This window comes from Microbacterium helvum, assembly GCF_014779795.1.
Taxonomy (GTDB): domain Bacteria; phylum Actinomycetota; class Actinomycetes; order Actinomycetales; family Microbacteriaceae; genus Microbacterium; species Microbacterium helvum.
Map to the genome: position 1 here is coordinate 301,264 of NZ_JACXZS010000004.1, position 23,435 is coordinate 324,698.

Sequence of the window (23,435 nt, forward strand, 5' to 3'; positions counted from 1 at the left end):
CGCTGGGCGAACCCCCAGAATTCCGCGGGGCGCGCGGTCTCAGCGGGCCGTGCAGGTCGGCAGGGCGTCGAGGTCTCCACCATCGCTGATCGCCTGCAGCACCTTCAGCGAGTCATCCAGCGTCTTCACCGAGAAGACGCGCAGATCACCGGGGATGTGACCCACCACCTCGTCGCAGTTCGAGTCCGGCGCCAGGAACCAGTCGGCTCCGGCATCCAGAGCTCCCCACATCTTCTGACGGATGCCGCCGATCGGACCCACCGCGCCGTCCGCCGTGATGGTGCCGGTGCCGGCGACCTGCTCGCCGCCGTTGAGCTCGCCGGGTGTCAGCGTGTCGATGATGCCGAGCGCGAACATCATGCCGGCGCTGGGGCCGCCCACGTTGTTCAGCTGGATCGTCACGTCGATCGGGAAGTCGTAGTCGGTGATGAGGGTCACGCCGATCAGCCACGTCGTCTCGCCGTCGGCGGTGGACTCCTTCGGCGTGATCGACACGGTCTGCTGCGCGCCGTCGCGTTCGATCACCAGTTCGACGGGAGCGCCGCCGCCGTCGTTGATGACCTTGCGGAGCGCGTTCGCGTCCGTGACCGTCTGGCCGTCCGCGCTGAGGATCAGGTCGCCCTCTTCGAGCACGCCCTCGGCGGCGGCTCCCTCGACGACCGAGTGCACCGAGAGCGTCGCGCCGACGTCGTAGCCGAGCTCTGTGAGCGCCGCGGCAGTCGCCTCCTGCTGGGAGTCGACCATCATCGCCGCGCTCTCCTCATTGCGCTGCTCGGTGGTCTGACCGGCCGGGAAGACCGCATCGATCGGCAGCACCGCCTTGCTGGGGTCGAACCACGCCATCGCCAGCTCGAACCAGGACGGGGTGTGCTCGCGGTTGCCCTGCACCTGCACCGTGAGCAGGTCCAGCGTCCCCTCGGTCGGGTAGGTCTCGGCACCGTCCACCGAGATGAGCGGCACCTCCTCGCCGTCGGAGTTCAGCGCGGTTCCGAGGGTGTTGTACACCGGCCCGGGCTGCTGGACCACGTAAGAGGTCGGCAGGAAGGTGATGACGAGCAGGATCACCATCGCCACCACGAGAGCCCAGATGCCCGCGATCGTACGGCGCGACATCGGCTCGCGCGGTGCGCGCTGGATGGTGGTGTCCTCGTCGAACAGGGCCACGCGGGACCTCTCTCTTCCGTGCCGCATTGCGGAGTGCCTGGTCGTTCGCGACCGGCGTAAGGGTTGGAAGGTCTCGGCCGGGGAGTGCGACGGATGCTGCGACTAGCGTAGAACGCAACGTCATCGACCGGCTGAAAGGCGGCTGAAGTGGCAGACGACGACCGCAGTCCTGAGGACGACTTCCAAGAGCTCATGCGGCAGCTCTTCGGGGGCGGCGCGGGCGGCATCGATCCCGAGCAGCTCTCGCGGATCTCGGGCATGGACATCGACCCCGCGATGATGCAGCAGATCATGCGCCAGCTGCAGGGCGTGTTCGCGAACTCCGGCGACAGCGGCGTGTCGTGGGACATGGCCAAGCGCCAAGCCCTCCACATCGCCAACCAGGAGGGACTGGGCGTCACCGCCGGACAGCGCACCGACCTCGATCAGGCGTTCGCGCTGGCGACCCTGTGGCTGAGCGAGGCGACCGGCATCTCCGAGCTGGCGACTCCCCCGACCGTGATCACCCGCGGCTCGTGGGTCGAGGCGACGCTTCCGGTGTGGCAGGAGCTCGCCGAGCCCGTCGCGACGAGCATCGCCGATGCGCTCACGACGGCGCTCAGCGAGCAGACGCCCGAAGACATGCAGGAGCTCGTTCAGGGCGCGGGGCGCCTCATGCGGACGATCGGCGGCTCGCTGTTCGCCACGCAGCTCGGGCAGGTCATCGGCAGCCTCTCGAAGGAGGTCGTGAGCGGCGGCGACGTCGGCATCCCGCTGATGCCCGACGGCCAGGCCGTCATCCTGCCGCAGAACTTCGCCGACTTCGGCCGCGACCTCGAGGTGCCCGAGGACCAGCTCGCGCTGTACATCGCGACGCGCGAGCTCGCCCATGCGCGCCTGTTCCGCCACGCCCGCTGGCTGCGCCTGCACGTCATCTCGCAGGTGACCGACTTCGCGCGCGGCGTCCACGTCGACACGGACATGCTCGAAGACATGGCCTCGCGCTTCGATCCGTCGCAGCCCGAGGAGCTGCGCGCCGCGCTGGAGAGCGGCGCGCTGCTGCCGCCGCGCTCGGACGCGCAGAACGCCGCACTCGCCCGGCTGGAGAACCTGCTCGCGACCATCGAAGGCTGGGTCGAGGTGGTGACCGAGGATGCGACGTCCCGGCTTCCCTCCGCGCCCCGCATCGCAGAGGCCGTCCGACGCCGGCGCGCGGTCGGCGGGCCGGCCGAGCGCGCCCTCGCGTCGCTCGTCGGTCTCGAGATCCGGCCGCGTCGCATGCGCGAGGCCGCCGCGATGTGGCGTGCGGTGACGGATGCCGTCGGTCCGGCCGCTCGGGATGCCCTGTGGGACTACCCTGACCTGATGCCCGCGGCGTCCGACATCGACGACCCGGCGGCGCTGGTCGCCCGGCTGGAGGCTCGTGCACGCGGCGAGCAGCCGGCGCCGGACGAGCTGGATGACGCGCTCGCGCGTCTGCTGGCGGGCGAGTTCCCCGAAGGGGGCACCGAAGCGGCGGCGGAGGGAACGGCACGCGGCGACGAACTCGAGGGCGACGACCCGGAGGGCGACGACGGCGGCGCCCCCGACGACCACCGGCCGGTGTAGCGACCCCGGGGCGGCTCCTCCCCAGGCGGCCTGCGCGCGGCGATCACTCCGCGGGCTGTGGATAACGACCACCGTCCGGGAGCGCTCCGGCAGGATCGGGGCATGCTCAGGCTCGATCCCTCCTACCCGGCAGTGTGGCGGTCCGCCACCGCCCTGCAGTTCGGCGCCGAGGCCGTGGCGGTGCTCGACGATCCCCAGCCGTGGCACCTCCGTGTCCTGCGCGAGCTGGAGCGCGGCGTCCCCGACGGCTCGTTCGTCCCGTTCGCCCGCGCGCTGGGCGCGCCGTCGGACGAGGCGGCGACACGACTGCTGGCGAGACTACGCCGCGCGCTGATCACGGGCGCGGTCCTCCGCCGGACGGTCTCGCTGCACCGCGACGCCGCGGTGGACGAGCGGCAGTGCGACCGTGTGGCCAGAGGGCTCGAGGCCTCCGGCGTCGACGTCGATGTGCGGCATCCGTTCGATGCGATCGATCAGCCGGCGGCGGATGCCGACGTCGTCGTCTTCGTCGTGCCCCGTGTCGTCCCGCCCGGCGCCTCGGCCGCCCTGATGGCGTCCGATCTGCCCCACCTCCCCGTCGTGCTGACGGGGTCGGGGGCCGAGATCGGCCCCTTCGTCGTGCCCGGCGACACGGCGTGCCTCGCCTGCGTGGCCGCTCATCGCCGCGACGCGGATCCCTCGTGGCCGGCAGTGGCCGCTCAGCTCATCGGGCGCGCCGTCGAAGCGAGCACGGCGGTGCTGTGGGAGGCCGGAATGGTCGCGGGCCGCCTCATCGACGAACGCGCCCACCGTCGACTCGCGCGGACGCGCTCGGTCGCGCTGCGCTCCGGCTCGCTGCACCGGGACGTCCGGACGCACCGACCGCACGCAGAGTGCCGTTGCCGATCTCTCGCAGGAAGCGGGACGGCTGCCGCTCCCGTACGCCTCGAGCCCATGTCAGCGACAGCGTTCGCCCGGCCCGCGTGATGCCCACGTAGGCGAGGCGCCGTTCCTCGTCGACCTGCTCGAAGGTCGTCGCGTACGAGATCGGCAGCAGTCCCTCTGCCATGCCGACGAGATGCACATGCTCCCACTCCAGGCCCTTCGCCGCATGCAGCGTCGCGAGCGTGACGGTCCGCAGCGCGGGCTCATCGTGCGTCTTCGCGCGCGCCGTCAGCTCATCGGTGAACGAGCGCAGCGTGGTGCCCGCGGGCGCCTCCTCGGCCAGCCGCAGCAGGGCGGCACGCGCCTCCCACGCGTCGCGGAGCGCCCCTCCTGCCTCGGGCGGATCGTCCGTCAACCCGCGCGAGCGCAGGATGTCGCGCACGGTGTCGACGAGCCCGCTCTCCAAGGGGGCGACGGCGGCCGCGCGCAGCTCCATGACCGCCTGACGCACTTCTGGCATGTCGAAGAACCGGCGACCGCCGAGCACCGTCGTCGCGATGCCGGCGTCCGACAGCGCGGCGACCAGCTCGGCGGACTGGGCGTGCGCCCGGTAGAGGACCGCGATGTCGCGCGGATCGGCGCCTGCGGCGATCTGCGCCCCGATGCGGGCGGCCACGGTCCGCGCCTCGTCACGGTCGTCGTCGAACGCCGTGACCGTCGGGATGGTCTCTTCCGCCGCCGTCTGCTCCCGGAATCCGGCAGGCGTCAGGTGCAGGGCGCCGGGTCGCCCCCGAATCAGTTCGTTGGCGACGCCCAGGACGCCCGGCTCCGATCGGTAGTTGGTCTCCAGCCGCACGACGCGGGCGCCCTCGAAGCGCTTGTCGAAATCGAGCAGGAACCCGGCGTCGGCCCCCGCGAACGAGTAGATCGTCTGGCTGGCGTCGCCCACGACGCACAGGTCGCGACGGTCACCCAGCCACAGCTCCAGCAGGCGGTTCTGCAGCGGCGAGACGTCCTGGAACTCGTCGACCGTGAAGTGGCGGTACTGCTCGCGCACCGCCTTCGCGACCTGCGGCTCGGCCTCCAGCATCCCGGCGCATGCGAGCAGCACGTCTTCGAAGTCGAGCTGCCGGCGCTCGTCCTTCAGCCGCTCGTACGCCTGCTGCAGGGCGACGACACGCTCGGTGCCGAGGCGGCCGACGCCGTTCGGGCGCACCGCGGCGTACTCGTCGATGCTGAGCATCGAGACTTTGCGCCACTCGATCTCGGACGCCACGTCGCGCAGCGTCGCGACGTCCGGCGAGAGCCCCACGCCGTCGGCGGCGTGCGCGAGCAGCTTCACCTTGTTGTCGACGATCCCCGGCGCCGTATCTCCGGCGAGCGTCGGCCAGAAGAAGTTGAGCTGCGCGAGCGCGGCGGCGTGGAAGGTGCGCGCCGACACCCCGCCGACTCCGAGCGCCCTCAGACGCCCGCGCATCTCGCCCGCGGCCTTCGCCGTGAATGTCACCGCCATGACACGACCGGGCGAATACGCGCCGGTGTCGACCCCGTGTGCGATGCGGTGCGTGATCACGCGGGTCTTTCCCGTTCCGGCGCCGGCGAGCACCACGACGGGGCCGCGCAGCGCCCGCACGGCTTCGAGCTGGTGCTCGTCCAGGCCGGCGAGTGCGCCGCCGCTCATCGCGCCCCCGCATGCCAGTCGGCGATCAGGCGGTGCGCGATCGAGGCACGCCCCGGCAGCACGACATCGGACTCTCCAGCGAGCGAGCGGCCGATCTCATCGCGTGTGAACCAGCGCACCGCCGCGATCTCCTCGCCGTCGGCGCGTGCGGCCGCGTCGTCGCGTGCCTCGGCGAAGAACCCCAGCATCAGCGAGCGAGGGTACGGCCAGGCCTGCGATCCCCGGTACGACACCGTTCCGACATCGATGCCGGACTCCTCCGCGACCTCGCGTCGCACCGCCGTCTCCAGCGACTCCCCGGCCTCCACGAACCCTGCGAAGCAGGAGAAGCGGTCTGCGCCCCACAGCGCGTTGGAGCCGAGCAGCAGCGCGTCGGGGTCGCTCGCGCTGGTGATCGCGACGATCACGGCAGGATCCGTGCGCGGGAAGTGCTGCCGTCCGCACACCGGGCACCGGCGGGACCAGCCTGCGTCGCCGAGTTCGGTGAGGGCGCCGCACGCGGGGCAGAACCGGGAGTCGAGCAGCCACCGACCGAGGCTCAGCGCCTCGACGAAGGCGCTGGAGTCGTAGGCGTCCAAGGATCCGCCGACGCTGCGCAGGCCCGCCCAGCCCGCCGGCGCCGCGAACGGCGTGTCGTCGCTTCCGGCGAAGACGGCGGCCAGCAGCGCCCCGCCGTCGGCGTCTCGGCCGAGGAGCGCCCACTCCGCCCCGTCAGGGACCTCGTCGACCGGCACCCAGTCGAGCCGGTCGGCGTCGGCGAGCGGCGCGGCATCGCCGGACAGCACCAGGACGCGGGTCGCGGCGTCCGCTCGCGCGGTGTCGACGACGCCGGGGATCGAGCGTTCCTCGGCCGCCCGGTCGACGCCGGTGCGTGCGAGCGGCGGTTCTGCGGTGCTGCCTGTGGCCGTCATCGAGCATGCTCCGCTTCGTCGATAGGGCCGGGCGTGGCGCGGGGACTGACGCGCGTGCCCGACCTACCCTGGGCACATGGCACGCTCACCCCTCACTCTAGCCGCGTCGGTCACCTCGGCTATTCCGGGGGCGGCGGTCGTCGGGGTCGGCGAGCTCACGGAGGGGACGACCGGCAGGTACGACGCCGCAGTGGCCACCCTCGACGACGGCCGGCGGGTCGTCGTGCGGGTGCCCGCGGACGAGGACGCCGCGACCGAGCTCGCCGCCGAGGTGCGTGCGCTCAGCGCGCTGACACCCGGCGTGCGCAGCCTGCTGCCGTTCCGTGCTCCCGAACTGCTCGGCGAGGCGGCCGTCGGGGACGCCCGGGCCGTCGTCGTCGACTTCCTGTCGGGTTACCGCGTCGACGCCGCCCACCTTCCTCCCGGCCGTGGCGCGGCGACCTCTCTGGGCGACGCCCTCGCCGCCGTTCACGCCCTGCCCCCGTCGGTGGTGAAGTCCGAGGGGCTGCCGGCGCGGACGCCGCAGCAGGTGCGCACCGACGTGTCGCGGCTGATCGACCGGGCCGCGGGCACCCGCCGGCTTCCACGGCTGCTTCAGGATCGCTGGCGGCGCGCCGTCGACGCCGACGAGCTGTGGCGCTTCGAATCCGCGGTGGTGCTCGACGGCGCCGGCACCGCGGCGTTCCTGCTCGAAGATCTCGACGGCGTCCCCACGGTGACGGGGCTGCTCGACTGGCACGGGCTGTCGGTGGGCGACCCCGCCACTGACCTGCAATGGCTCGCGTCTGCACCCGACGCCGCGGGCGACGTCTTCGCCGCGTACTCCGCCGGCAGCGGCCGGGCACCGGACGCACGCGTCCGTGACCGCGCGCGGCTGTACGCCGAGCTCGAGTTCGCGAAGTGGCTGATCCACGGCCACGACGAGGCACGTGACGACATCGTGGCCGATGCCGTGGAGCTCCTGGAGTCCCTCGCCGCCGGCGTGGCGGGCGACGACCTCGTCGCCGAGGGGTCACTCGGCGTCGACGACGCGCTCGCCCTGCTCGATCGGATGCCGGGGTCGACGACGGCGGCCGTCGACACGTCGATGCACACCGACGCTTACGACCCCGAAGAGCTGGCACGGTGGGTCGCCGACGATGAGGCATCCGGCGGCACCGGATCCGGCGGTCAGGCTGACGTCGTGAGCGACCCGGAGGATCCCGACGCACGTTTCGATGACGCGGCGGGTGGTGACGCCGGCACCGAGCCCTCGGACGAGCTGCGCCCGCCCGAGGGCGGGGGTGCCGCAGATCGCGCCGCCGCAGGCCGGGCCCCCGACGATGTGTCGACCTCGCCGATCGTCCTTCCGGGGACCGCGACGTCAGACGGAGTGGATGCCGCCGCCGACGCCGAACGCGCGTCAGAGGCCGCGCTGCGCCGGTGGCTGACCGACTGAGCGCGCCGGCATCCGGTCAGTTCCGGAGGATGACGTCCTCCGCCACGTAGTAGAGCGCGACGTCGATCTCCGTCAGGGGTACGCCGTGCTTCGCGTGGTACGCCTGACGGTACAGCTCGAGCTGCAGCATCCGCTCGTCCTTCTCTGCGGGTGTCCGCGGTGCCGCGCCGGTCTTCCAGTCGACGATCTCGATGCGTCCGGCACGGTCATCACGGCGATACACCGCGTCGAGCTTGCAGATGACGATGTGAGGCAGGCTGTCGGGTCCGATCGTCGTGAAGTCGATCTCGGTCTCGACCTCGATCGGCTGCAGGTGAGCCCACTCCGACCGCAGGAACCGCTCGCGCAGCGCGGTGAGAGCCGCGGCATCCTCCGCCGACGCGTCGGTACCCGCGGCATCGTCATCGAGCTCCCACAAAGAGTCGTCGAGCGAGCCGCCGAGCCCGGCCTGACCGGAGCGCTGCTCGACCCACGCGTGGAAGAGCGTTCCGAGGCGCGTCTGCCGGAAGGGCCGCTCGGGCAGCGGGCGGGCGATGCGGGCGAGCGTGCCCTCGAGGTCGGCCGCGTACTCCTTGTACCGGGACGCCGGAATGCGGGTCGGCGCGGTGTGGACGGGTCGCGCCCGGCGCGCATCCCGCTCGGCGAGCAGGAGCGCCGCCTGGGCGTCGAGCTCCGCACGCGGCTCGCCCTGCGCGGCCGCGACGGCATCGGCGGCGTGAGCGACCGCGTCCCGCCGGGAACCCAGGGGGTCGATCGGCCACTGCAGCACCCGCCGCTCCCCCTGATACGGGTCCTCGCCCGCCTCGTCCTCGGAGAGCGCGACACCGAGTGCACCGGCGATCTCGGCGAAGAAGACGCTCCGGCTGCGGGGCCGCTTGGTACCCGACCAGCTCGACCCGGTGAGCAGCAGATGGTCCCGAGCCCGGGTGACGGCGACGTATGCCAGCCGGCGGTCTTCTTCGAGCTGACGCGCCTTGTTCGCCTCGACGAACGCTCCGATCGCGTCTTTGAGCTCCTGCTGCGTCTGCGCCGACTGCCACGCGAGCATCGGGAGCCACGTCGCGTCGCCCCGGAACGCGTAGGGCAGCACCCCGAAGCCGAGCCAGGCCTTCGTGTCGCGCGGCGTGCTGGGCAGTTCGTCCTTGACCATGCGCACGACCGCCACAGCGTCCCATTCGAGGCCCTTCGAGCCATGGATCGTGAGCAGCTGCACGACGTCGTCCTCGGGCGGCTCGGTGCGCGGGGCGAACTCGTCGAGCTGCTCGGCGTGGTCGAGCCACGCGAGAAGGCTCGAGAGGGACCCGGTCTCATCCGCGGCGAGGAACGCGTGCACCTCGTCGACGAACGCGCGCAGCTGCGCGGAGGCGACGCGCGCCGGCCCGCGGGACTCGTTGGCCGCGAGCTCGATGTCCAGCCGCAGCTCCAGTTCGATCAGCCGCACGAGCTCGGGGACCGGCATCCCGCTCGCCTGGCGGAGGGCGGCGAAGACGGATCCTGCCTCGCGCAGCCGCTCCCGCGCCTCGGCCGTGAATCCAGCGAGCCACCCGTGGTCGGGCTTCTGCCGCAGCACGAAGTCGAGCGCGTCGACGAGCGATCCGTCGTCGTCGCCGGCGCTGCCGCGGATCCTCTCGACGACCTCGGGAGCGAGCGGCTGCAGCGACGCGTCGTGGCGGGCGAGTCGACGCGCCAGTGCCGCGAGCTCGCGCAGGTCGGGCAGGCCGATCGCCCATCGCGGTCCCGACAGCAGCCGGATGAGCGCCGAACCCGCGGAGGGATCGCTGATCACGCGCAACGCGCAGACCAAATCGACCACCTCGGGTGTGGAGAGGAGTCCGCCGAGGCCGAGGATGCGGTGCGGGATGCCTCGCCGTCCGAGCGCGTCGCCGAACCGCACCATGTGCTTCTTGCTGCGGAACAGGATCGCCCCGGTGGTCGCGCGCCCTTCGGCCCGGCGATCGGTCCGCACGCGGGCGAACCACTCGGCGACGCGATCGGCCTCCGCGTCGAGATCGGCGTCGAAGCCCAGCTCGACGAGCCCCTCGGGCGCCCCCGGGCGCGCTCGCAGCTCCTGCACCGGAACCGCGGCGGATGCCGCCAGCGGCGCGAGCACCGCGTTGGCCGCCGTGAGGACGGTGGCGCTGTTGCGCCAGCTCGTGACGAGCGCGAAGCGCGCGCACTCTCGCCCGGGCGCGAAGGCCTGGGCGAACCCGCCGAGATTGCCGGCGCTCGCCCCGCGCCAGCCGTAGATCGCCTGGTGCGGATCGCCGACAGCCATGACGCCCGTGCCCGCGAACAGGGCCGCGAGCAGGTCGGTCTGCACCACTGAGGTGTCCTGGTACTCATCGAGCAGCACGACACGGTAGCGGTCGCGGAGCTCCTCGGCGACCGAACGGTGGCTCGTCACCACCTCGAAGGCGCCTGCCACCTGATCCGAGAAGTCGATGACCCCCAGCCGGCGCTTCTCGGCGTCGTACTCGCGCGCGAGGTCGGCCAGCAGCGCGAGGGCATCGACCTTCTCGACCGCCTCGACGACCTCGCTGTAGACCGTCGTTCGCCGGTTGGTCGACGGCAGGTCCGCGATGGTGCGGAACTTCTCGGGGAAGGCGGCCAGCGCATCGAAGTCCACGAGGTTGTCGACGCCGTCCCGCGCGATCCGCAGGGCCGCGTCGACGATGCTGCGCACGGCCTCGCCGCGCGCCTCGAGACGCGGGTCGTCCGAGGCGAACACGACGCGGCGCATGAGAAGCCACGCGGCCGATTCCGAGAGGACGGCGGCCTCGGCGTCCCGGCCGATGCGCACCGCGTGCTCACGGACGATCTGGTCGGCGAAGCTGTTGTAGGTCGACACCGTCGGACGGTGCAGGAGCGCGTCGTCAGTGGACTCCTGAGCGACGGCGCCGACCTCGGCGGCGAGCGCGTCCAGCAGTCGGTGCCGCTCGGCGGTCGCTCTCGCGCCGTCGGCGCCCGACCGCTCCAGCTCGCCGAACACCTCGAGCCTGCCTGTCTCGGCGAGCGCGGGAAGCGCCGGGAGCAACCCCCGCCGCTCGAACTCGGCGAGGCGCGACAGCCGCTTCTGGATGCGCTCGGCGAGCTCGCCGGCCGCCTTGCGGGTGAACGTCAGGCCGAGCACCTCGTCGCGGCGCACGATGCCGTTCGCCACGAGCCACACGACGCGTCCCGACATCGTCTCGGTCTTGCCGCTGCCCGCTCCGGCGACGACCAGTGCCGGAGCAAGCGGCGCCTCGATGACCTCGGTCTGCTCGGCGGTCGGCGGGAACTGCCCCAGCGCGGCCGCGATGACGCGCGCCGACAGCAGCGGCACGTCTGCGCGAAGGTCGCCCTCGGCCCGATTCTGCACGATCGTCATGACGCGCTCACCGCGCCGATCGTGTGGATGCGGCACAGGCCGTAGGAGTGCTCATCGCGGCAGTGCTCCTCATAGGGTGCGGTGAACGACTCGCCGCGCATCACGGCGACGGCGGAATGGATGCGGCCCACGAAGGCCGCGCGCCGCTCGTCGTCGAACGGCGGCTGCCAGGGGGTCGCATAGTCCGACCGCGCCGCGGTCGGCCGCAGCACGAGCAGCTTCGCGCCGCCGGGCGCATGCCCCGCCGCCTCGGGGATCGCGCCCGACTCGAACGCGAGCTGATAGGCGGCGAGCTGCGGATTGTCGAGCACCTTGGCGTCTGTCTGGGGCTCGCGCTTGCCGGTCTTGAGGTCCATGATCACGACGGTGCCGTCGGCGGCGAGCTCGACACGGTCGATATAGCCCGAGAGGATGACCCGGTGCTCATGCTCCTCGGCGAACGGGATCACGACCTCGAAGTGCGGCTCGGCGCCGATCAGGGTCCCGCCCGCATCCTCGAAGCGTCGCAGATACAGGTGCAGACGCCGGACGAGGTCGCGAGCCCGCGTCTGCTCGGCGCGGTCGCGCCACTCCGCCTCGAAGGTGAGCTCCCCCCAGCGGGACTCCACCTCCGCCCACAGCGCCGCTTCGTCGTGCCCCGCGGCGTGCTCCAGCGCGGCGTGGATGATCGTGCCGAGGCCGGCCGTCGTGCCGCCCGGATCGCCGCCGAGATCGCCGATGACCCAGTTCAGCTCGCACTCCTCCAACGCGTGCAGACGGGACGGCGAGACCCGCACGTCTTCACGAGCGAGGTCGCGCAGCGGTCCCGTCGACGTCGGCGCGGCGACGCCGTACCACTCCTGCGGCGCCGCGCCCGGAACGCCCGCGTCGGCGAGCAGCGCGAGCTGCTGCGCCGCCGCGCGTCCGGCCGCTGACGACACGCGCCCGGGCGCGCCGGCGCGCGTTGCGGTGGCTGTGAGGGCCCGACGGTGACGAGCCACCAGGCCGCGCAGTGAGACGGGGTGATCCAGCTCGAGCGGCTCGGGATCGGGCAGCATCTCGAAGAACACGCTGGGGCCGGTGTCATCGTCGTCCACCGCGGTCACGATGACGCGGGCGGTTGCTCGCGACAGCGCGCGCGCCAGCAGCCGCAGCTCATCGTGCATCGCCGCCCGGCGCCGGTCGAACGACCCCGTGACCTCGCCGTCCGCCCGGGTGGCGGCATCCATCAGCCTCCACGTGTCGAGGAGGCTCCCTCGCAGGCGGGTGTTCGGCCAGACTCCGTCCTGCACGCCCGCGACCACGACCGTGTCGAACTCGAGGCCGAGAGCACCCGCGGGGGTGAGGACGCGCACGCTGTCGTCGCGCGAGGGGGCCTCGAGGCGGTCCTCTGCCACCCCGCTGTCGAGGATCGAGCGCACGAACACCCTCGGGTCGGCGTCCAGCGACCGCTCGACGAATCGCTTGGCGGCCTGGAACAGCGCGACGAGCGCGTCGAGGTCGCGGTTCGCCTGCTCCGCGAGCGGGCCGTTGCCGCGCGCGAGCTCTGACCAGACGCGCGGCAGCCCGCTGCGGTCCCACGCCGTCCACAGCAGCTCATGGGCCGTCGCACCGCGCTCGAGCTCGTCGCGCAGCACGGCCAGCGTGCGCGCGAGCGCGGCGGCGCGGCGCGCCTCACGGGTGTCGATGAGGTCGAACTCGAGTGGCTGCGCCATGGCGGACAGCACCAGGTCCCGTCCGGAGCGCTCGATCCCGGGTCCGGCGGCGCCCTCGCCGTCGGACTCCGCGTCGCGGCCGAGCGTCTGCCGCAGCTCGGCATGTCGCAGCGCGGAGCGCAGCCGCCGCAGCTCGATGACGTCGAGGCGTCCGTAGGTGCCGACCAGCGCTGCCTGGACCTCGTCGAAGGTCCACTCCGCGCGAGAGGCCAGCTCGATCAGCCGCAGCAGGTCGGCGACCGGCCGCACCGCGCCGAGCGCGCGGCCGGGGCCGCTCGACCGCGCCGGCACCTCGCGCGCAGAGAGCTCGGCCTCCAGCGCGGCGACCTGGCGCGTGTCGTGCGCGATGACGGCGCAGGCGCTCCACGGGACTCCGTCATGCACGTGCCGCTCGCGCAGCAGGCGCGCGATCGCATCGAACTCCTCGGCGGGCGAACGGAGCGTCAGCGCGCGCACGGTCTCGTCGGGCTCGGCGCCCGCGCCCGCGGCGCGGTGGGCGACCACGCCCACCGCGCCGATGCGCTGCGTGATGCGCCCGACGAGCTCGCGCTGCCACTGGCTGCCACGGTGGCCCTCGGCGAGCACCTGGACGGCGCCCAGCGACGCCGCGAGCCGGGCGAAGTTCTCGGGCGTCGCGCCGCGGAACGACCCGGACCCCACATCGGGGTCGCCGAACGCCAGCACCGACGCGCCGCGGCCGTGCACCGCCTCGATGACCTCGACACCACCGAGAGTGAGCTCCTGGGCATCGTCGACGAGCACGTGCCGCACCCGGTCGATCGCCGGGATGCCGGCCGGCCCGCCGCGCTCGGCCCCGGCTCCGGTGCGCAACAGGCCGACGGCCTCGCGGACGAGGCCGGCGGCATCCCGATGCGCGCCGCGCATGGCTCCGCGCACGTCGAGATACTCCGTCGCGAACGACGCGAGCGAGACCCACGCCGGCAGGTCATGCCTCTCACCCAGCTCGCGCAGCCGTCGGGGTTCGATGCCCAGCGTCGTGCATTCCGCGAGGAAGGTGCGCACCTCGGTGCGGAACCCGGAGGTGCCGCGGATCGGCGCGCCGAGCCAGTCGGGCCAGCGGGAGGGGCCGTGCTGCTCGTCCTCGGCGTCGCCGTCGAGCAGATCGCGGATGATCTGGTCCTCGTCGCCGCCCGTGAGCAGCTGCGGCGGATCGGCGTCGGCGGCGACCGCGTGCGCGCGCACGAGCTGGAACGCGTACGACGGGACCGATCGGGCCAGCGGCCCTGCTGTCGCGACGCCCACCGCGAGACCGAGCCGGTCGCGCAGCTCGGTCGCCGTCTGGCGCGACGGGGTGAGCACGAGCACGGAGTCGGGATCGACGCCGGCGGCGACGAGAGCCGCCACGCGCGCGACGAGCGTCGCCGTCTTGCCGGTGCCGGGCGCCCCGACGACGACGCCGGACGCGTCGACGGGAAGCGCGAGCACCGCCTGCTGGTGCGCGTCGGGCGTGAACGGCACGGCTGTCTGGCTCCCCGGGGTCACCCTTCGAAGCTAGCGCGAGCGGACGACATCGGCCGTTCGCCCAGAGCGTTCCGACGGCGGGCGGGAGCCTGCCTGCGGTGTCGTAGAGTGGCCATGCGTCCGGGGAGCCTGAGCCTTGAACCGAGCAACCATCGCCCCGCGCAGGAGGTCAGTCACGTGGAGATCCGCATCGGCATCGCGAACACCGGCCGCGAGCTCAACTTCGAGACGAACGAGCCGGCAGCCGATGTCAAGAAGTCCATCGCCGCCGCTCTCGACGCCGGCGCCACGCACGTGACGTTCGCCGACGCCAAGGGCAACTCCTACATCGTCCCCACCGCGGGCCTCGCGTACGTCGAGCTCGGCTCCGAAGAGTCGCGCCGCGTCGGCTTCGTCGCCTGAGTCCCCCGCCATGCAGATCCTCATCGCGTTCATCGTCGGCGCGGTCATCGGCATCGGCATCCACTTCCAGCTGCACCAGCGGCTGACGCGCGGTGTCGCACTCGCCCCGATGATCGGGGCGGTGTCCGCGGGCGCGGCCTGGGCGCTGCTGACGTGGCTGGGTGTGGGCGTCGACACGCCGTGGCCGTGGCTGGCCGCCCTCGTGGTCCCCGCCGTCGTCACGTACCCGGCGATCATCGTCACGTCGCGCGTGCGCGTCGCCCACGACGCCCGCGAGAAGGCGCGCCTGGGCATCGGCTGACGCCGGACCGCCGAACCTCGAAGATCCGGGATGCTGCGTACGCGGCATCCCGGATCTCTTCGTCTCAGGCGGCGAGGCCCATGGCGTCCATGCGCCGCGAATGCGCCGCCATCAGCTCGGTGAACACCGGCTCGACCTTCTCTTCGTCGGCCGACCCCAACCGCATGGGCTGCAGCGCGGCGCGCGCGATCAGCAGCGTGTCGCCGACGAGCCGTCGTCCCCACAGCGCGAGGAGCGACTTCCACTCCGGGTCGCTCGCGATGGTGTCCGACAGGATCTCGACGATCGCCTGCCGGTCCGAGTCCGCCTGCAGGATCCGGGCGACACGGCGTCCGGTCTCGCCGTAGCTCGTCGACAGCGCGAGATAGAAGTCGTCCAGCATCCCCGCGGTGATGTGCACCGACAGCATCGTCTCCTGCGGGCGGACGCCGTGCGTCGCCGCACGGAACGCGTCCAGAGGCTCGCGGAACGGCAGCATCAGCTCGGTCGGGTCGTCTCCCCGCTCGCGCACGAGCGCGACGAGCGCCTCGTGCTTGGTGAGCGCCGCACCCGCCGCACGGGCCACCGCCTCCTTCTCCGCGAGCTCGGGAAGCGTCTGGATCAGCTCGGTCAGCGTCTCGAAGTACCCCAGCTGCAGATACGCGGCCTGGCCGAGGAACGTGTCGACGTCGGGCGCGAGCTCGGCGAAATCGACGCGATCGGCGCCGCTGACGTCGTCGCGCGAGCGCAGCTGAAGCTTGCGCTGCGCACCGCGGCGCTGCCAGAACCAGGTGACCATGTGCACAGCCTAAGTGCTCAGATGAACGACCTCCGGTATCGTGGTCTCGGCCCCGGCGTCGGATCGGGGCGCCCGCGCCTGTGGGAGAGAAGGGCGTGGATCGCACTTCCGCCCGCGCGGACGGCCTCTGCAAGGCCGGTTCCTGCGCCCGGGCACGAACCCAGGCAGCATCCCACTGCCGGACAGGCACACATCGTGACGACCTTCGCCGACCTCGGCGTCGACCAGGACATCGCCGAAGCCCTCGCCGCCAAGGGCATCGTCGACGCGTTCCCCATCCAGGAGCAGACCATCCCGCTGGGGCTGCCCGGCCAGGACATCATCGGCCAGGCCAAGACCGGCACGGGCAAGACCTTCGGCTTCGGCATCCCGGTCGTCCAGCGACTCGGTCTCGACCCCGCGCCCGGCGTCAAGGCGCTCATCGTGGTGCCGACGCGCGAGCTCGCGGTGCAGGTCTACGAGGACATGGACATGCTGACCTCGAACCGCTCGACCAGCGTGGTCGCCATCTACGGCGGCAAGGCCTACGAGGGCCAGATCGACCAGCTCAAGGCCGGCGCGCAGATCGTCGTGGGCACACCGGGGCGTCTCATCGACCTCAACAACCAGCGCCTGCTCGACCTCTCGCACGCGACCGAGGTCGTGCTCGACGAGGCCGACAAGATGCTCGACCTCGGATTCCTCCCCGACATCGAGAAGATCTTCTCGAAGGTCCCCGCCATCCGGCACACGCAGCTGTTCTCGGCCACGATGCCCGGCCCGATCGTCGCGCTGGCGCGCCGGTTCATGTCGAACCCGATCCACATCCGCGCCACCGACCCCGACGAGGGCCTCACGCAGGCGAACATCCGCCACCTCGTCTACCGCGCGCACTCGCTCGACAAGGACGAGGTCATCGCCCGCATCCTGCAGGCCGAGGGCCGCGGCAAGACCGTCATCTTCACCCGCACCAAGCGCGCGGCGCAGAAGCTCGTCGACGAACTGAGCGATCGCGGCTTCAACGCCGGCGCCGTCCACGGCGACATGAGCCAGGAGGCGCGCGAGCGCTCCATGGCGGGCTTCAAGGCGGGAAAGAAGGACGTCCTGATCGCGACCGACGTCGCCGCGCGCGGCATCGACGTGGACGACGTCACGCACGTGATCAACCACACCATCCCCGACGACGAGAAGACCTACCTGCACCGCGCCGGCCGCACCGGCCGCGCGGGCAAGACGGGCATCGCCGTGACGTTCGTCGACTGGGAGGACCTGCACAAGTGGGCCCTCATCAACCGCGCCCTCGAGTTCGGTCAGCCGGAGCCCGTCGAGACGTACTCGTCGAGCCCCCACCTGTACACCGACCTCGACATCCCCGCCGGGACGAAGGGACGCATCGCGACGACCCCCAAGACGCAGGCTGTCCGCGTCCAGCCCGAGAAGGCCTCGGATGCCGCAGCCGCCGCCGAGTCCGACGGTCAGGCGCCCAGCCGCCGGCGTCGGCGTCGCCGCTCGGGCAGCTCGGCCGAACGGGTCGGCTCGACCTTCGAGACCGCGGAGGGCGGCGGCAAGCCCGCCGGCGAGCCGGGCGCGCAGCCCGAGGGCGACCGCGACGCGGACGGCGGCGGCACGCACGACGGCGGCGGCAAGGAGCACCACGACGGGCGGCCGGCGCCGCGTCGTCGCCGACGCCGCCGTGGCGGCTCGGGCGGCGGTGCCGCCCCCGCCGGCGCCTGACTGTGTCGCGCGCGGTCGCGGCTCCGACACTCAGCGTTCTTTCAGCGCTAGTGTGAGGCCACGCGGCGGGACGCCGCGACCTCGCATCTAAGAAAGGTATACCGTGCGATTCCTCGAAAACGCCGTGCCCATCAGCTACGAGTACCAGGGCTTCTGGGGCTCGTTCTGGGACATCATCTGGTGGTTCCTCTGGATCTTCTTCTTCATGGCGTACCTGTTCGCGCTGTTCGCCGTGATCGCCGACCTGTTCCGCGACCACAAGCTGAACGGCTGGTGGAAGGCCGTCTGGATCATCTTCCTGATCTTCGTGCCCTTCCTGACGCTGCTCGTCTACCTCATCGCCCGCGGAAACGGCATGGCCAAGCGCAGCGCGAAGGAGGCCTCCGAGATCCAGAGCGCCCAGGACGCGTACATCAAGTCGGTCGCCGGCGGCGCGTCCAGCCCGGCCGACGAGATCGCGAAGGCGAAGGCGCTGCTCGACGCCGGCACGATCACGCAGGCCGAGTACGACGCGCTGAAGACCAAGGCGCTGGGCTGATCGGTCCGCTGATCGCCTGACCCGCGGCATCCGCCGTTCAGCGAGCGCCCTCGTCCACCCTCACGGGTAGACGGGGGCGCTTCCTGTCGCGCGGCCGATGATGCGGGCGACCATGTCGTCGCCCGTGGTGTGCTCGCCGGGCTGGTTGGGCTTGCCGAGCCCGTGGTAGTCGCTGGACCCGGTGACGATGAGATCCCGATCCCGGCAGAGCTCGCGCAGCGTCTGCAGCCCGGGTTCGCGGTTCTCGCGGTGGCCGAGCTCGAACCCGGCGAGGCCGGCATCCAGCATGCGGGTCATCAGCTTCGCCGGGAGCAGCCCGGCGCGTCCAGCCGGGTGTGCGATGATCGGCACTCCCCCGGCGCCGACGACCAGGCCGACGGCCGTGACCGGATCCGGGGCGTAGAGCGCGACGTAGTAGTCGCCACCGGGGCTCAGGATGCCTGAGAAGGCCTCCGCCCGGTCGCGCACGAGTCCGCGCGCGACGAGCGCGTCGGCGATGTGCGGACGCCCGACCGTGGCCCCGTCGGTGGTCTGGGCGAGGATGTCGTCCCACACCAGGTCGTAGTCGCGGGCGATGCGGTCGGCCATGATCCGCGCACGGTCGAGCCGCGACGAGCGGATCCGCTCGGTCATCGCCCGAAGCTCGGGCTCGTCGGGGTCGACCAGGTACGCCAGCACGTGGACGCTGCGCCACTCGTGGCGCGCCGACAGCTCCATGCCCGGGATGAAGGTCATGGCGAGGGATGCCGCAGCCTCGGCCGCCTCGGCCCATCCCGAGGTCGTGTCGTGGTCGGTGAGCGCCGCCGTCCGCACCCCGTGCCGATGGGCCGACGCCATGACCTCGGCAGGCGGCTGCGTGCCATCGGAATGGGCGGAATGCAGGTGCAGATCGCTCGGTCCCTCGAAGCGCTGCGACGTCGGCATCCTCCGAGCGTAGCGCGGCGACAAGGGCGCGCCACGCGGCCCGCGCTTCTCTCTCGGGGGCATCGCGCTGACGGATCTCCCAGCCTGGCGGCATAGAGTCGCGGACGTGCTGCGCCTGCTCGGGATCCTCGTGACGGTGCTGTGCGCCATCGCCGCGGCCGTGCTCACGTGGCCCGGCTTCTTCCATGTCGAGCGGACGTACCCGATCGCGCAGCTCGTGTCCTTCCGCGGCGTGGTGGTGCTCGCGTTCGCCGTCGCGGCGGTCCTCACGCTGCTGCTGGCGATCGCGCGGCCGATTCGGCCGTTCGCGCTGTCGCTCGCCGTCGTCGCGATCCTGGCGGCCGTCGCGAACGGCGCCATCGTCATGGCGCGCGGCGGGCTGGGCACCGACCCGCTCCCGGCCCGGACCGACGCGAGCGTGCGCGTCATGACCTGGAACACCGCAGGACCCGCGACCTCTCCCGAGACGATCGCGAAGATCGCGGTCGCGATGGATGCCGACATCGTCGCGCTTCCCGAGACGACGATCGAGACAGGCGCCGCCGTCGCAGTGGCGATGCGCGATCTCGGCCATCGCATGTGGGCTCACCACGCGGAGGACCCGTCGACCGAATGGGATGCCGGTTCCACGACTCTCCTCATCTCGCCGGAGCTCGGCGACTACTCGGTCATCGAGTCCTCCTCCGACGGCACCAGCAACACCTCGACGGTGCCGAGCGCGGTCGCGATGCCGGTCTCGGGCGACGGGCCGATCGTGGTCGCCGCGCACGCCGTCGCTCCCCGTCAGGAGTACATGGACGACTGGCGCGCCGACCTGCAGTGGCTGGCCGACCAGTGCGGCGACGGCAACGTCATCATGGCCGGCGACTTCAACGCCACGGTCGACCACATGACCGGCCTCGGCATCGACGGCGCGACGCTCGGGCACTGCACCGATGCCGCGGTCGAGACGGGCAACGGCGCGCTCGGCACCTGGTCCACCGACGTGCCGGCGATCCTCGGCGCTCCGATCGACCACATCATGGCGTCCTCCCACTGGCGCGCGACGGGATCGCTCGTGCTGCGCTCGCTCGACGGATCGGGATCGGATCATCGCCCGCTGATCGTGCAGTACGAACCGGTCGGATGAGCCTCGCCCGCCCGCCCGCGCGCGGGCTGCGGGCGCGTGCGAGACTGGACGCATGAGCACCGCAGCCAGCGAGAAGTCCGCGGCGGCCACGAGCACCGCTGAGACGCAGACTGGGCCCACGCGCCCCGAGGCTCCGATCGCCGCGCCAGCGGCGAGTGGAGAGGGCGTGGGGACCACGAGCACGAACCGCCGACAGCCGTTCGGCCAGGGATTCCTCGACACGATCTCGACCGGCTGGGCGGAGCGTCCCGAGCAGTCGCCGCCGGCCCGCGACCAGGCGCCGTTCGCCGCAGCCCGCCGCGACGCCGTGTCGGCCGCCTTCCCTGGCAAGCGGCTCGTGGTGCCCGCCGGCGAGCTCAAGCAGCGCAGCAACGACACCGACTATCCGTTCCGCGCCCACTCCGCGTTCTCTCACCTGACCGGGTGGGCCGCCGACGCCGAGCCCGGCTCGGTGCTCGTGTTCGAGCCGCTCGCTGCGGGCGGCCACGAGGTCACCCTCTACTTCCGCGAGCGCGCGGACCGCACGACGAGCGAGTTCTATTCGGACGCCTCGATCGGCGAGTTCTGGATCGGACCACGCCCCGCGCTGGACGGCGTCGCCGCCGACCTCGGCATCGCGACGGCCCACGTCGACGATTTCGAGGCGCGCGACGGCGATGTCGTGCTCGACGAGGACGACGATCTCACGCGTTTCGTGTCAGAGCTGCGTCTGCGCAAGGATTCGTACGAGATCGCGCAGATGGAGCTCGCGGTCCAGGTGACGGCGAACGGGTTCGACGACATCGTCGCGAACCTGCCCGCGATCATCGCGCACCCGCGCGGCGAGCGCGTCGTCGAGGGCGTCTTCCACCAGCGCGCGCGCAGCGACGGCAACACGGTGGGCTACGACACGATCGCGGCCTCCGGCCCGCACGCGTGCTACCTGCACTGGACGCGCAACGACGGGGCCGTCGTGCCCGGAGACCTCATCCTCATCGACGCCGGCGTCGAGGTCGACAGCCTCTACACCGCCGACATCACCCGCACGCTGCCGGTGAGCGGCCGGTTCACCGACATCCAGCGCAAGGTCTACGAGACGGTGCGCGAGGCGGCCGACGCCGCGTTCGCGGCCGCCAAGCCCGGCGTCCGGTTCCGCTCGGTGCACGAGGCCGCGATGCACGTCATCGCGGCGCGCGTGGCGGAGTGGGGCCTGCTGCCGGTGACAGCCGAAGAGGCGCTCGATGCCGAGCGCGGCGGCCAGCACCGCCGCTACATGGTGCACGGCACCAGCCATCACCTCGGCATCGACGTCCACGACTGCGCCCAGGCACGGCGCGACATGTACTACGACGGCGCGCTCGAGCCGGGCATGGTGTTCACGATCGAACCGGGGCTCTACTTCCAGATCGACGACGTGACCGTCCCCGAGGAGTACCGGGGCATCGGCGTGCGCATCGAGGACGACATCCTCATGACCGCCGACGGCCCGGTCAACCTGTCGGCGGACATCCCCCGGACGGCGGACGAGGTCGAGGCCTGGATCGCCCGCTCCCGCTCGTGACGTATACGCCGCCTTCGTCGTTCACGACGCGCCCGACGCTGACGGGCACGTTCGGCATGTCGGCCTCGACCCACTGGCTGGCCACCGCGACCGCGCAGGCCGTGCTGGAGCGCGGCGGCAACGCCTTCGACGCATCGGTCGCCGCCGCGTTCGTCCTGCATGTCGTCGAACCTCACCTCAACGGCCCGGGCGGCGATCTCGTCGGGATCTTCCAGCCGGCGGATGCCAGCGCTCCCACGGTCCTCATGGGCCAGGGGCCGGCGCCCGCCGGCGCGACGATCGAGCACTACCGCGCTGAGGGCCTCGAGCTCGTGCCCGGCGCGGGAGGCTTGGCCGCCGCCGTGCCCGGCGCCGTGGACGCGTGGCTGCTGCTGCTGCGCGATCACGGGACGTGGGAGCTCATGGACGTGCTCGCGTACGCGATCGGCTACGCCCGCGACGGTCACCCGCTGGTCGCGGGCGCTGCCGCGACGATCGCGCGCGTGGCAGAGCTGTTCCGCGACGACTGGACGACGTCGGCCGACCTCTGGATGCCGGACGGCGAGGTGCCCGCGGCCGGGCAGATCGTGCGCAACCCGGCGTACGCCGACGTCCTGGACGCGCTCGTGCACGCGTCGTGCGCCGTCCGCGACGACGGCCCCGTCGGTCGCGCCGCCCGCATCGACGCGGCGCGCACGCAGTGGCGGACGGGGATCGTCGCGCACGAGGCATCCGCGTTCCTCGCCCAGCCCCATCGGCACTCCGGGGGCGGGATGCACGCCGCGGTGATCACGGCCGAGGACTTCGCGGCGTTCGAGGCGGGCTACGAGGCGCCTGTCATGCGCGAATTCCGAGGGCACACGATCGCCAAGGCGGGCGCGTGGACGCAGGGGCCGGCGCTGCTCCAGACTCTGGCGATGCTCGAGCCCCTGGACGACGACCTGCTCGATCCGTCGCAGGAGGCGGGCGCCCACACCATCCTCGAAGCGCAGAAGCTCGCCTACGCCGACCGTGACGCCTGGTACGGCGACGCCGACGTCGACCTCGACGCACTGCTGGCCGACGACTATGTCGCCGAGCGGCGCGCGCTCATCGACGAGAGCGCGTCGGCCGAGTTCCGGCCGGGGTCTCTCGGGGGCCGTTCCCCGTTCCGGCCGCCGCTGCGCACGTCCTACGACGCGCCTGCCGTCGGCACCGGCGAGCCGACCGTCGCCCCCGCCGAAGCCCGAGTGGCACCGACCGGCGAGACCCGCGGCGACACGTGTCACCTGGATGTGATCGACCGCTGGGGCAACATCGTGTCGGCGACGCCGTCGGGTGGCTGGCTGCAGTCCTCGCCCACGATCCCGTCGCTCGGGTTCTGTCTCGGCACGCGTCTGCAGATGACCTGGCTCGAGCCCGACCACGCCTCGTCGCTCGCCCCGGGCCGACGGCCGCGCACCACGCTCACCCCGACGCTCGTGCTGCGGGGCGGCGCCCCCGCCTTCGCCATCGGCTCCCCCGGCGGCGACCAGCAGGACCAGTGGCAGCTGCTCGCGCTGCTGCGGATCATCGTCGGCGGCTACACGCCGCAGCAGGCGATCGACGCACCAGCACTGCACACCAGCGCGCTGCCCGAGTCGTTCTGGCCCCGCACCTGGACCCCCGCCGGCGCGGTCGCCGAGAACCGGCTCGGCGACGACGTGATCGCCGGGCTCGAACGCCGCGGGCACGTCGTCACCCGTGCGGGCGACTGGGCCCTCGGCCGGGTCTCTGCGGTCGGCACCGACCCCGCGGGCGTCCTCTGGGCCGCCGCCAACCCGCGGGGAATGCAGGGTTACGCCGCCGGCCGCTGAGCACCACTCGGGCCGCAGTCCTGTGCGCAAGGCTCACGCCGCAGCCCTGTGCGCAAGGCTCACGCCGCAGCCCTGTGCGCAAGGCTCACGCCGCAGGCCCGTGCGCAA

16 protein-coding genes are annotated in these 23,435 nt (G+C 72.4%); 9 read left to right on the forward strand and 7 right to left on the reverse strand.

The genetic code is table 11. The features are described 5' to 3' along the window. Nucleotides 1-39: 39 nt before the first annotated feature. Nucleotides 40-1,164 carry a YlbL family protein gene (locus tag IF188_RS08495; RefSeq protein ID WP_191171340.1) on the reverse strand — a complete coding sequence of 375 codons (1,125 nt, stop codon included), beginning with the start codon at nucleotides 1,162-1,164 and terminating at the stop codon, nucleotides 40-42. Nucleotides 1,165-1,311: 147 nt separating this feature from the next. On the opposite strand from IF188_RS08495, the gene IF188_RS08500 reads away from it, so the two are divergent. After that, a complete protein-coding gene (locus IF188_RS08500; RefSeq protein ID WP_191171341.1) occupies nucleotides 1,312-2,751 on the forward strand; it encodes a zinc-dependent metalloprotease in 1,440 nt (479 codons plus the stop codon). A 769-nt stretch (nucleotides 2,752-3,520) separates the two neighbouring features. Here IF188_RS08500 and IF188_RS08505 read toward each other — a convergent pair. Together IF188_RS08505 and nudC are read right to left on the reverse strand one after the other, a co-directional pair. Then, on the reverse strand, nucleotides 3,521-5,296 hold the full coding sequence (locus tag IF188_RS08505) for an ATP-dependent helicase (protein ID WP_191171342.1): 1,776 nt from the start codon (nucleotides 5,294-5,296) through the stop codon (nucleotides 3,521-3,523). After that, nucleotides 5,293-6,207: an NAD(+) diphosphatase gene (gene nudC, locus IF188_RS08510; protein ID WP_191171343.1), complete on the reverse strand. Its 915-nt coding sequence runs from the start codon at nucleotides 6,205-6,207 to the stop codon at nucleotides 5,293-5,295. The genes IF188_RS08505 and nudC overlap by 4 nt, the downstream gene beginning before the upstream one ends. Before the next feature lie 76 nt (nucleotides 6,208-6,283). On the opposite strand from nudC, the gene IF188_RS08515 reads away from it, so the two are divergent. Next, on the forward strand, nucleotides 6,284-7,645 hold the full coding sequence (locus tag IF188_RS08515; RefSeq protein WP_191171344.1) for a phosphotransferase: 1,362 nt from the start codon (nucleotides 6,284-6,286) through the stop codon (nucleotides 7,643-7,645). Between the two features lie 16 nt (nucleotides 7,646-7,661). Here the strand turns inward: IF188_RS08515 and IF188_RS08520 are convergent, their stop codons facing one another. Next, nucleotides 7,662-11,012: an ATP-dependent DNA helicase gene (locus IF188_RS08520; protein ID WP_224751608.1), complete on the reverse strand. Its 3,351-nt coding sequence runs from the start codon at nucleotides 11,010-11,012 to the stop codon at nucleotides 7,662-7,664. Continuing rightward, complete coding sequence (locus IF188_RS20530) at nucleotides 11,009-14,209, reverse strand: PD-(D/E)XK nuclease family protein (RefSeq protein ID WP_191171345.1); 3,201 nt, start codon at nucleotides 14,207-14,209, stop codon at nucleotides 11,009-11,011. The genes IF188_RS08520 and IF188_RS20530 overlap by 4 nt, the downstream gene beginning before the upstream one ends. 156 nt (nucleotides 14,210-14,365) lie before the next feature. Between IF188_RS20530 and IF188_RS08530 the strand changes: the two genes are divergently transcribed. Next, nucleotides 14,366-14,590 (forward strand): DUF3107 domain-containing protein, encoded by a 225-nt coding sequence (locus tag IF188_RS08530; RefSeq protein ID WP_018171265.1) that lies wholly within the window; start codon nucleotides 14,366-14,368, stop codon nucleotides 14,588-14,590. A gap of 10 nt (nucleotides 14,591-14,600) precedes the next feature. Further along, the gene (locus IF188_RS08535) at nucleotides 14,601-14,891 is read left to right on the forward strand and encodes a hypothetical protein (protein ID WP_191171346.1); all 291 of its coding nucleotides are present in this window, start codon (nucleotides 14,601-14,603) and stop codon (nucleotides 14,889-14,891) included. 64 nt (nucleotides 14,892-14,955) lie between these two features. On the opposite strand, the gene IF188_RS08540 is transcribed toward IF188_RS08535, so the two are convergent. Beyond that, on the reverse strand, nucleotides 14,956-15,669 hold the full coding sequence (locus tag IF188_RS08540) for a ferritin-like fold-containing protein (protein WP_191171347.1): 714 nt from the start codon (nucleotides 15,667-15,669) through the stop codon (nucleotides 14,956-14,958). Between the two features lie 195 nt (nucleotides 15,670-15,864). Here IF188_RS08540 and IF188_RS08545 point away from each other — a divergent pair, with 195 nt between their 5' ends. Together IF188_RS08545 and IF188_RS08550 are read left to right on the forward strand one after the other, a co-directional pair. Beyond that, the gene (locus IF188_RS08545; protein WP_191171348.1) at nucleotides 15,865-17,382 is read left to right on the forward strand and encodes a DEAD/DEAH box helicase; all 1,518 of its coding nucleotides are present in this window, start codon (nucleotides 15,865-15,867) and stop codon (nucleotides 17,380-17,382) included. A 103-nt stretch (nucleotides 17,383-17,485) separates the two neighbouring features. After that, entirely contained in the window at nucleotides 17,486-17,920 is a 435-nt protein-coding gene (locus IF188_RS08550) for an SHOCT domain-containing protein (protein ID WP_191171349.1), read from the forward strand. Nucleotides 17,921-17,980: 60 nt separating this feature from the next. On the opposite strand, the gene IF188_RS08555 is transcribed toward IF188_RS08550, so the two are convergent. After that, a complete protein-coding gene (locus IF188_RS08555) occupies nucleotides 17,981-18,844 on the reverse strand; it encodes a PHP domain-containing protein (protein WP_191171350.1) in 864 nt (287 codons plus the stop codon). A 106-nt stretch (nucleotides 18,845-18,950) separates the two neighbouring features. On the opposite strand from IF188_RS08555, the gene IF188_RS08560 reads away from it, so the two are divergent. Genes IF188_RS08560 through IF188_RS08570 form a run of 3 tightly spaced genes read left to right on the forward strand, consistent with a single transcriptional unit; the run spans nucleotide 18,951 to nucleotide 23,327 of the window. Then, nucleotides 18,951-19,973 carry an endonuclease/exonuclease/phosphatase family protein gene (locus tag IF188_RS08560; RefSeq protein WP_191171351.1) on the forward strand — a complete coding sequence of 341 codons (1,023 nt, stop codon included), beginning with the start codon at nucleotides 18,951-18,953 and terminating at the stop codon, nucleotides 19,971-19,973. A gap of 52 nt (nucleotides 19,974-20,025) precedes the next feature. Beyond that, nucleotides 20,026-21,513 (forward strand): aminopeptidase P family protein, encoded by a 1,488-nt coding sequence (locus tag IF188_RS08565; protein ID WP_224751609.1) that lies wholly within the window; start codon nucleotides 20,026-20,028, stop codon nucleotides 21,511-21,513. Beyond that, on the forward strand, nucleotides 21,510-23,327 hold the full coding sequence (locus IF188_RS08570; RefSeq protein ID WP_191171352.1) for a gamma-glutamyltransferase family protein: 1,818 nt from the start codon (nucleotides 21,510-21,512) through the stop codon (nucleotides 23,325-23,327). The genes IF188_RS08565 and IF188_RS08570 overlap by 4 nt, the downstream gene beginning before the upstream one ends. The last annotated feature ends 108 nt before the right edge of the window (nucleotides 23,328-23,435 follow it).

Excerpts from the sequence above, each read along its gene's own strand:
- IF188_RS08505 (WP_191171342.1), bottom strand. The coding sequence starts at position 5,296 with ATGAGCGGCGGCGCACTCGCCGGCCTGGACGAGCACCAGCTCGAAGCC.
- nudC (WP_191171343.1), bottom strand. The coding sequence starts at position 6,207 with ATGACGGCCACAGGCAGCACCGCAGAACCGCCGCTCGCACGCACCGGC.
- IF188_RS08515 (WP_191171344.1), top strand. The coding sequence starts at position 6,284 with ATGGCACGCTCACCCCTCACTCTAGCCGCGTCGGTCACCTCGGCTATT.
- IF188_RS08520 (WP_224751608.1), bottom strand. The coding sequence starts at position 11,012 with ATGACGATCGTGCAGAATCGGGCCGAGGGCGACCTTCGCGCAGACGTG.
- IF188_RS08535 (WP_191171346.1), top strand. The coding sequence starts at position 14,601 with ATGCAGATCCTCATCGCGTTCATCGTCGGCGCGGTCATCGGCATCGGC.
- IF188_RS08540 (WP_191171347.1), bottom strand. The coding sequence starts at position 15,669 with ATGGTCACCTGGTTCTGGCAGCGCCGCGGTGCGCAGCGCAAGCTTCAG.
- IF188_RS08555 (WP_191171350.1), bottom strand. The coding sequence starts at position 18,844 with ATGCCGACGTCGCAGCGCTTCGAGGGACCGAGCGATCTGCACCTGCAT.
- IF188_RS08565 (WP_224751609.1), top strand. The coding sequence starts at position 20,026 with ATGAGCACCGCAGCCAGCGAGAAGTCCGCGGCGGCCACGAGCACCGCT.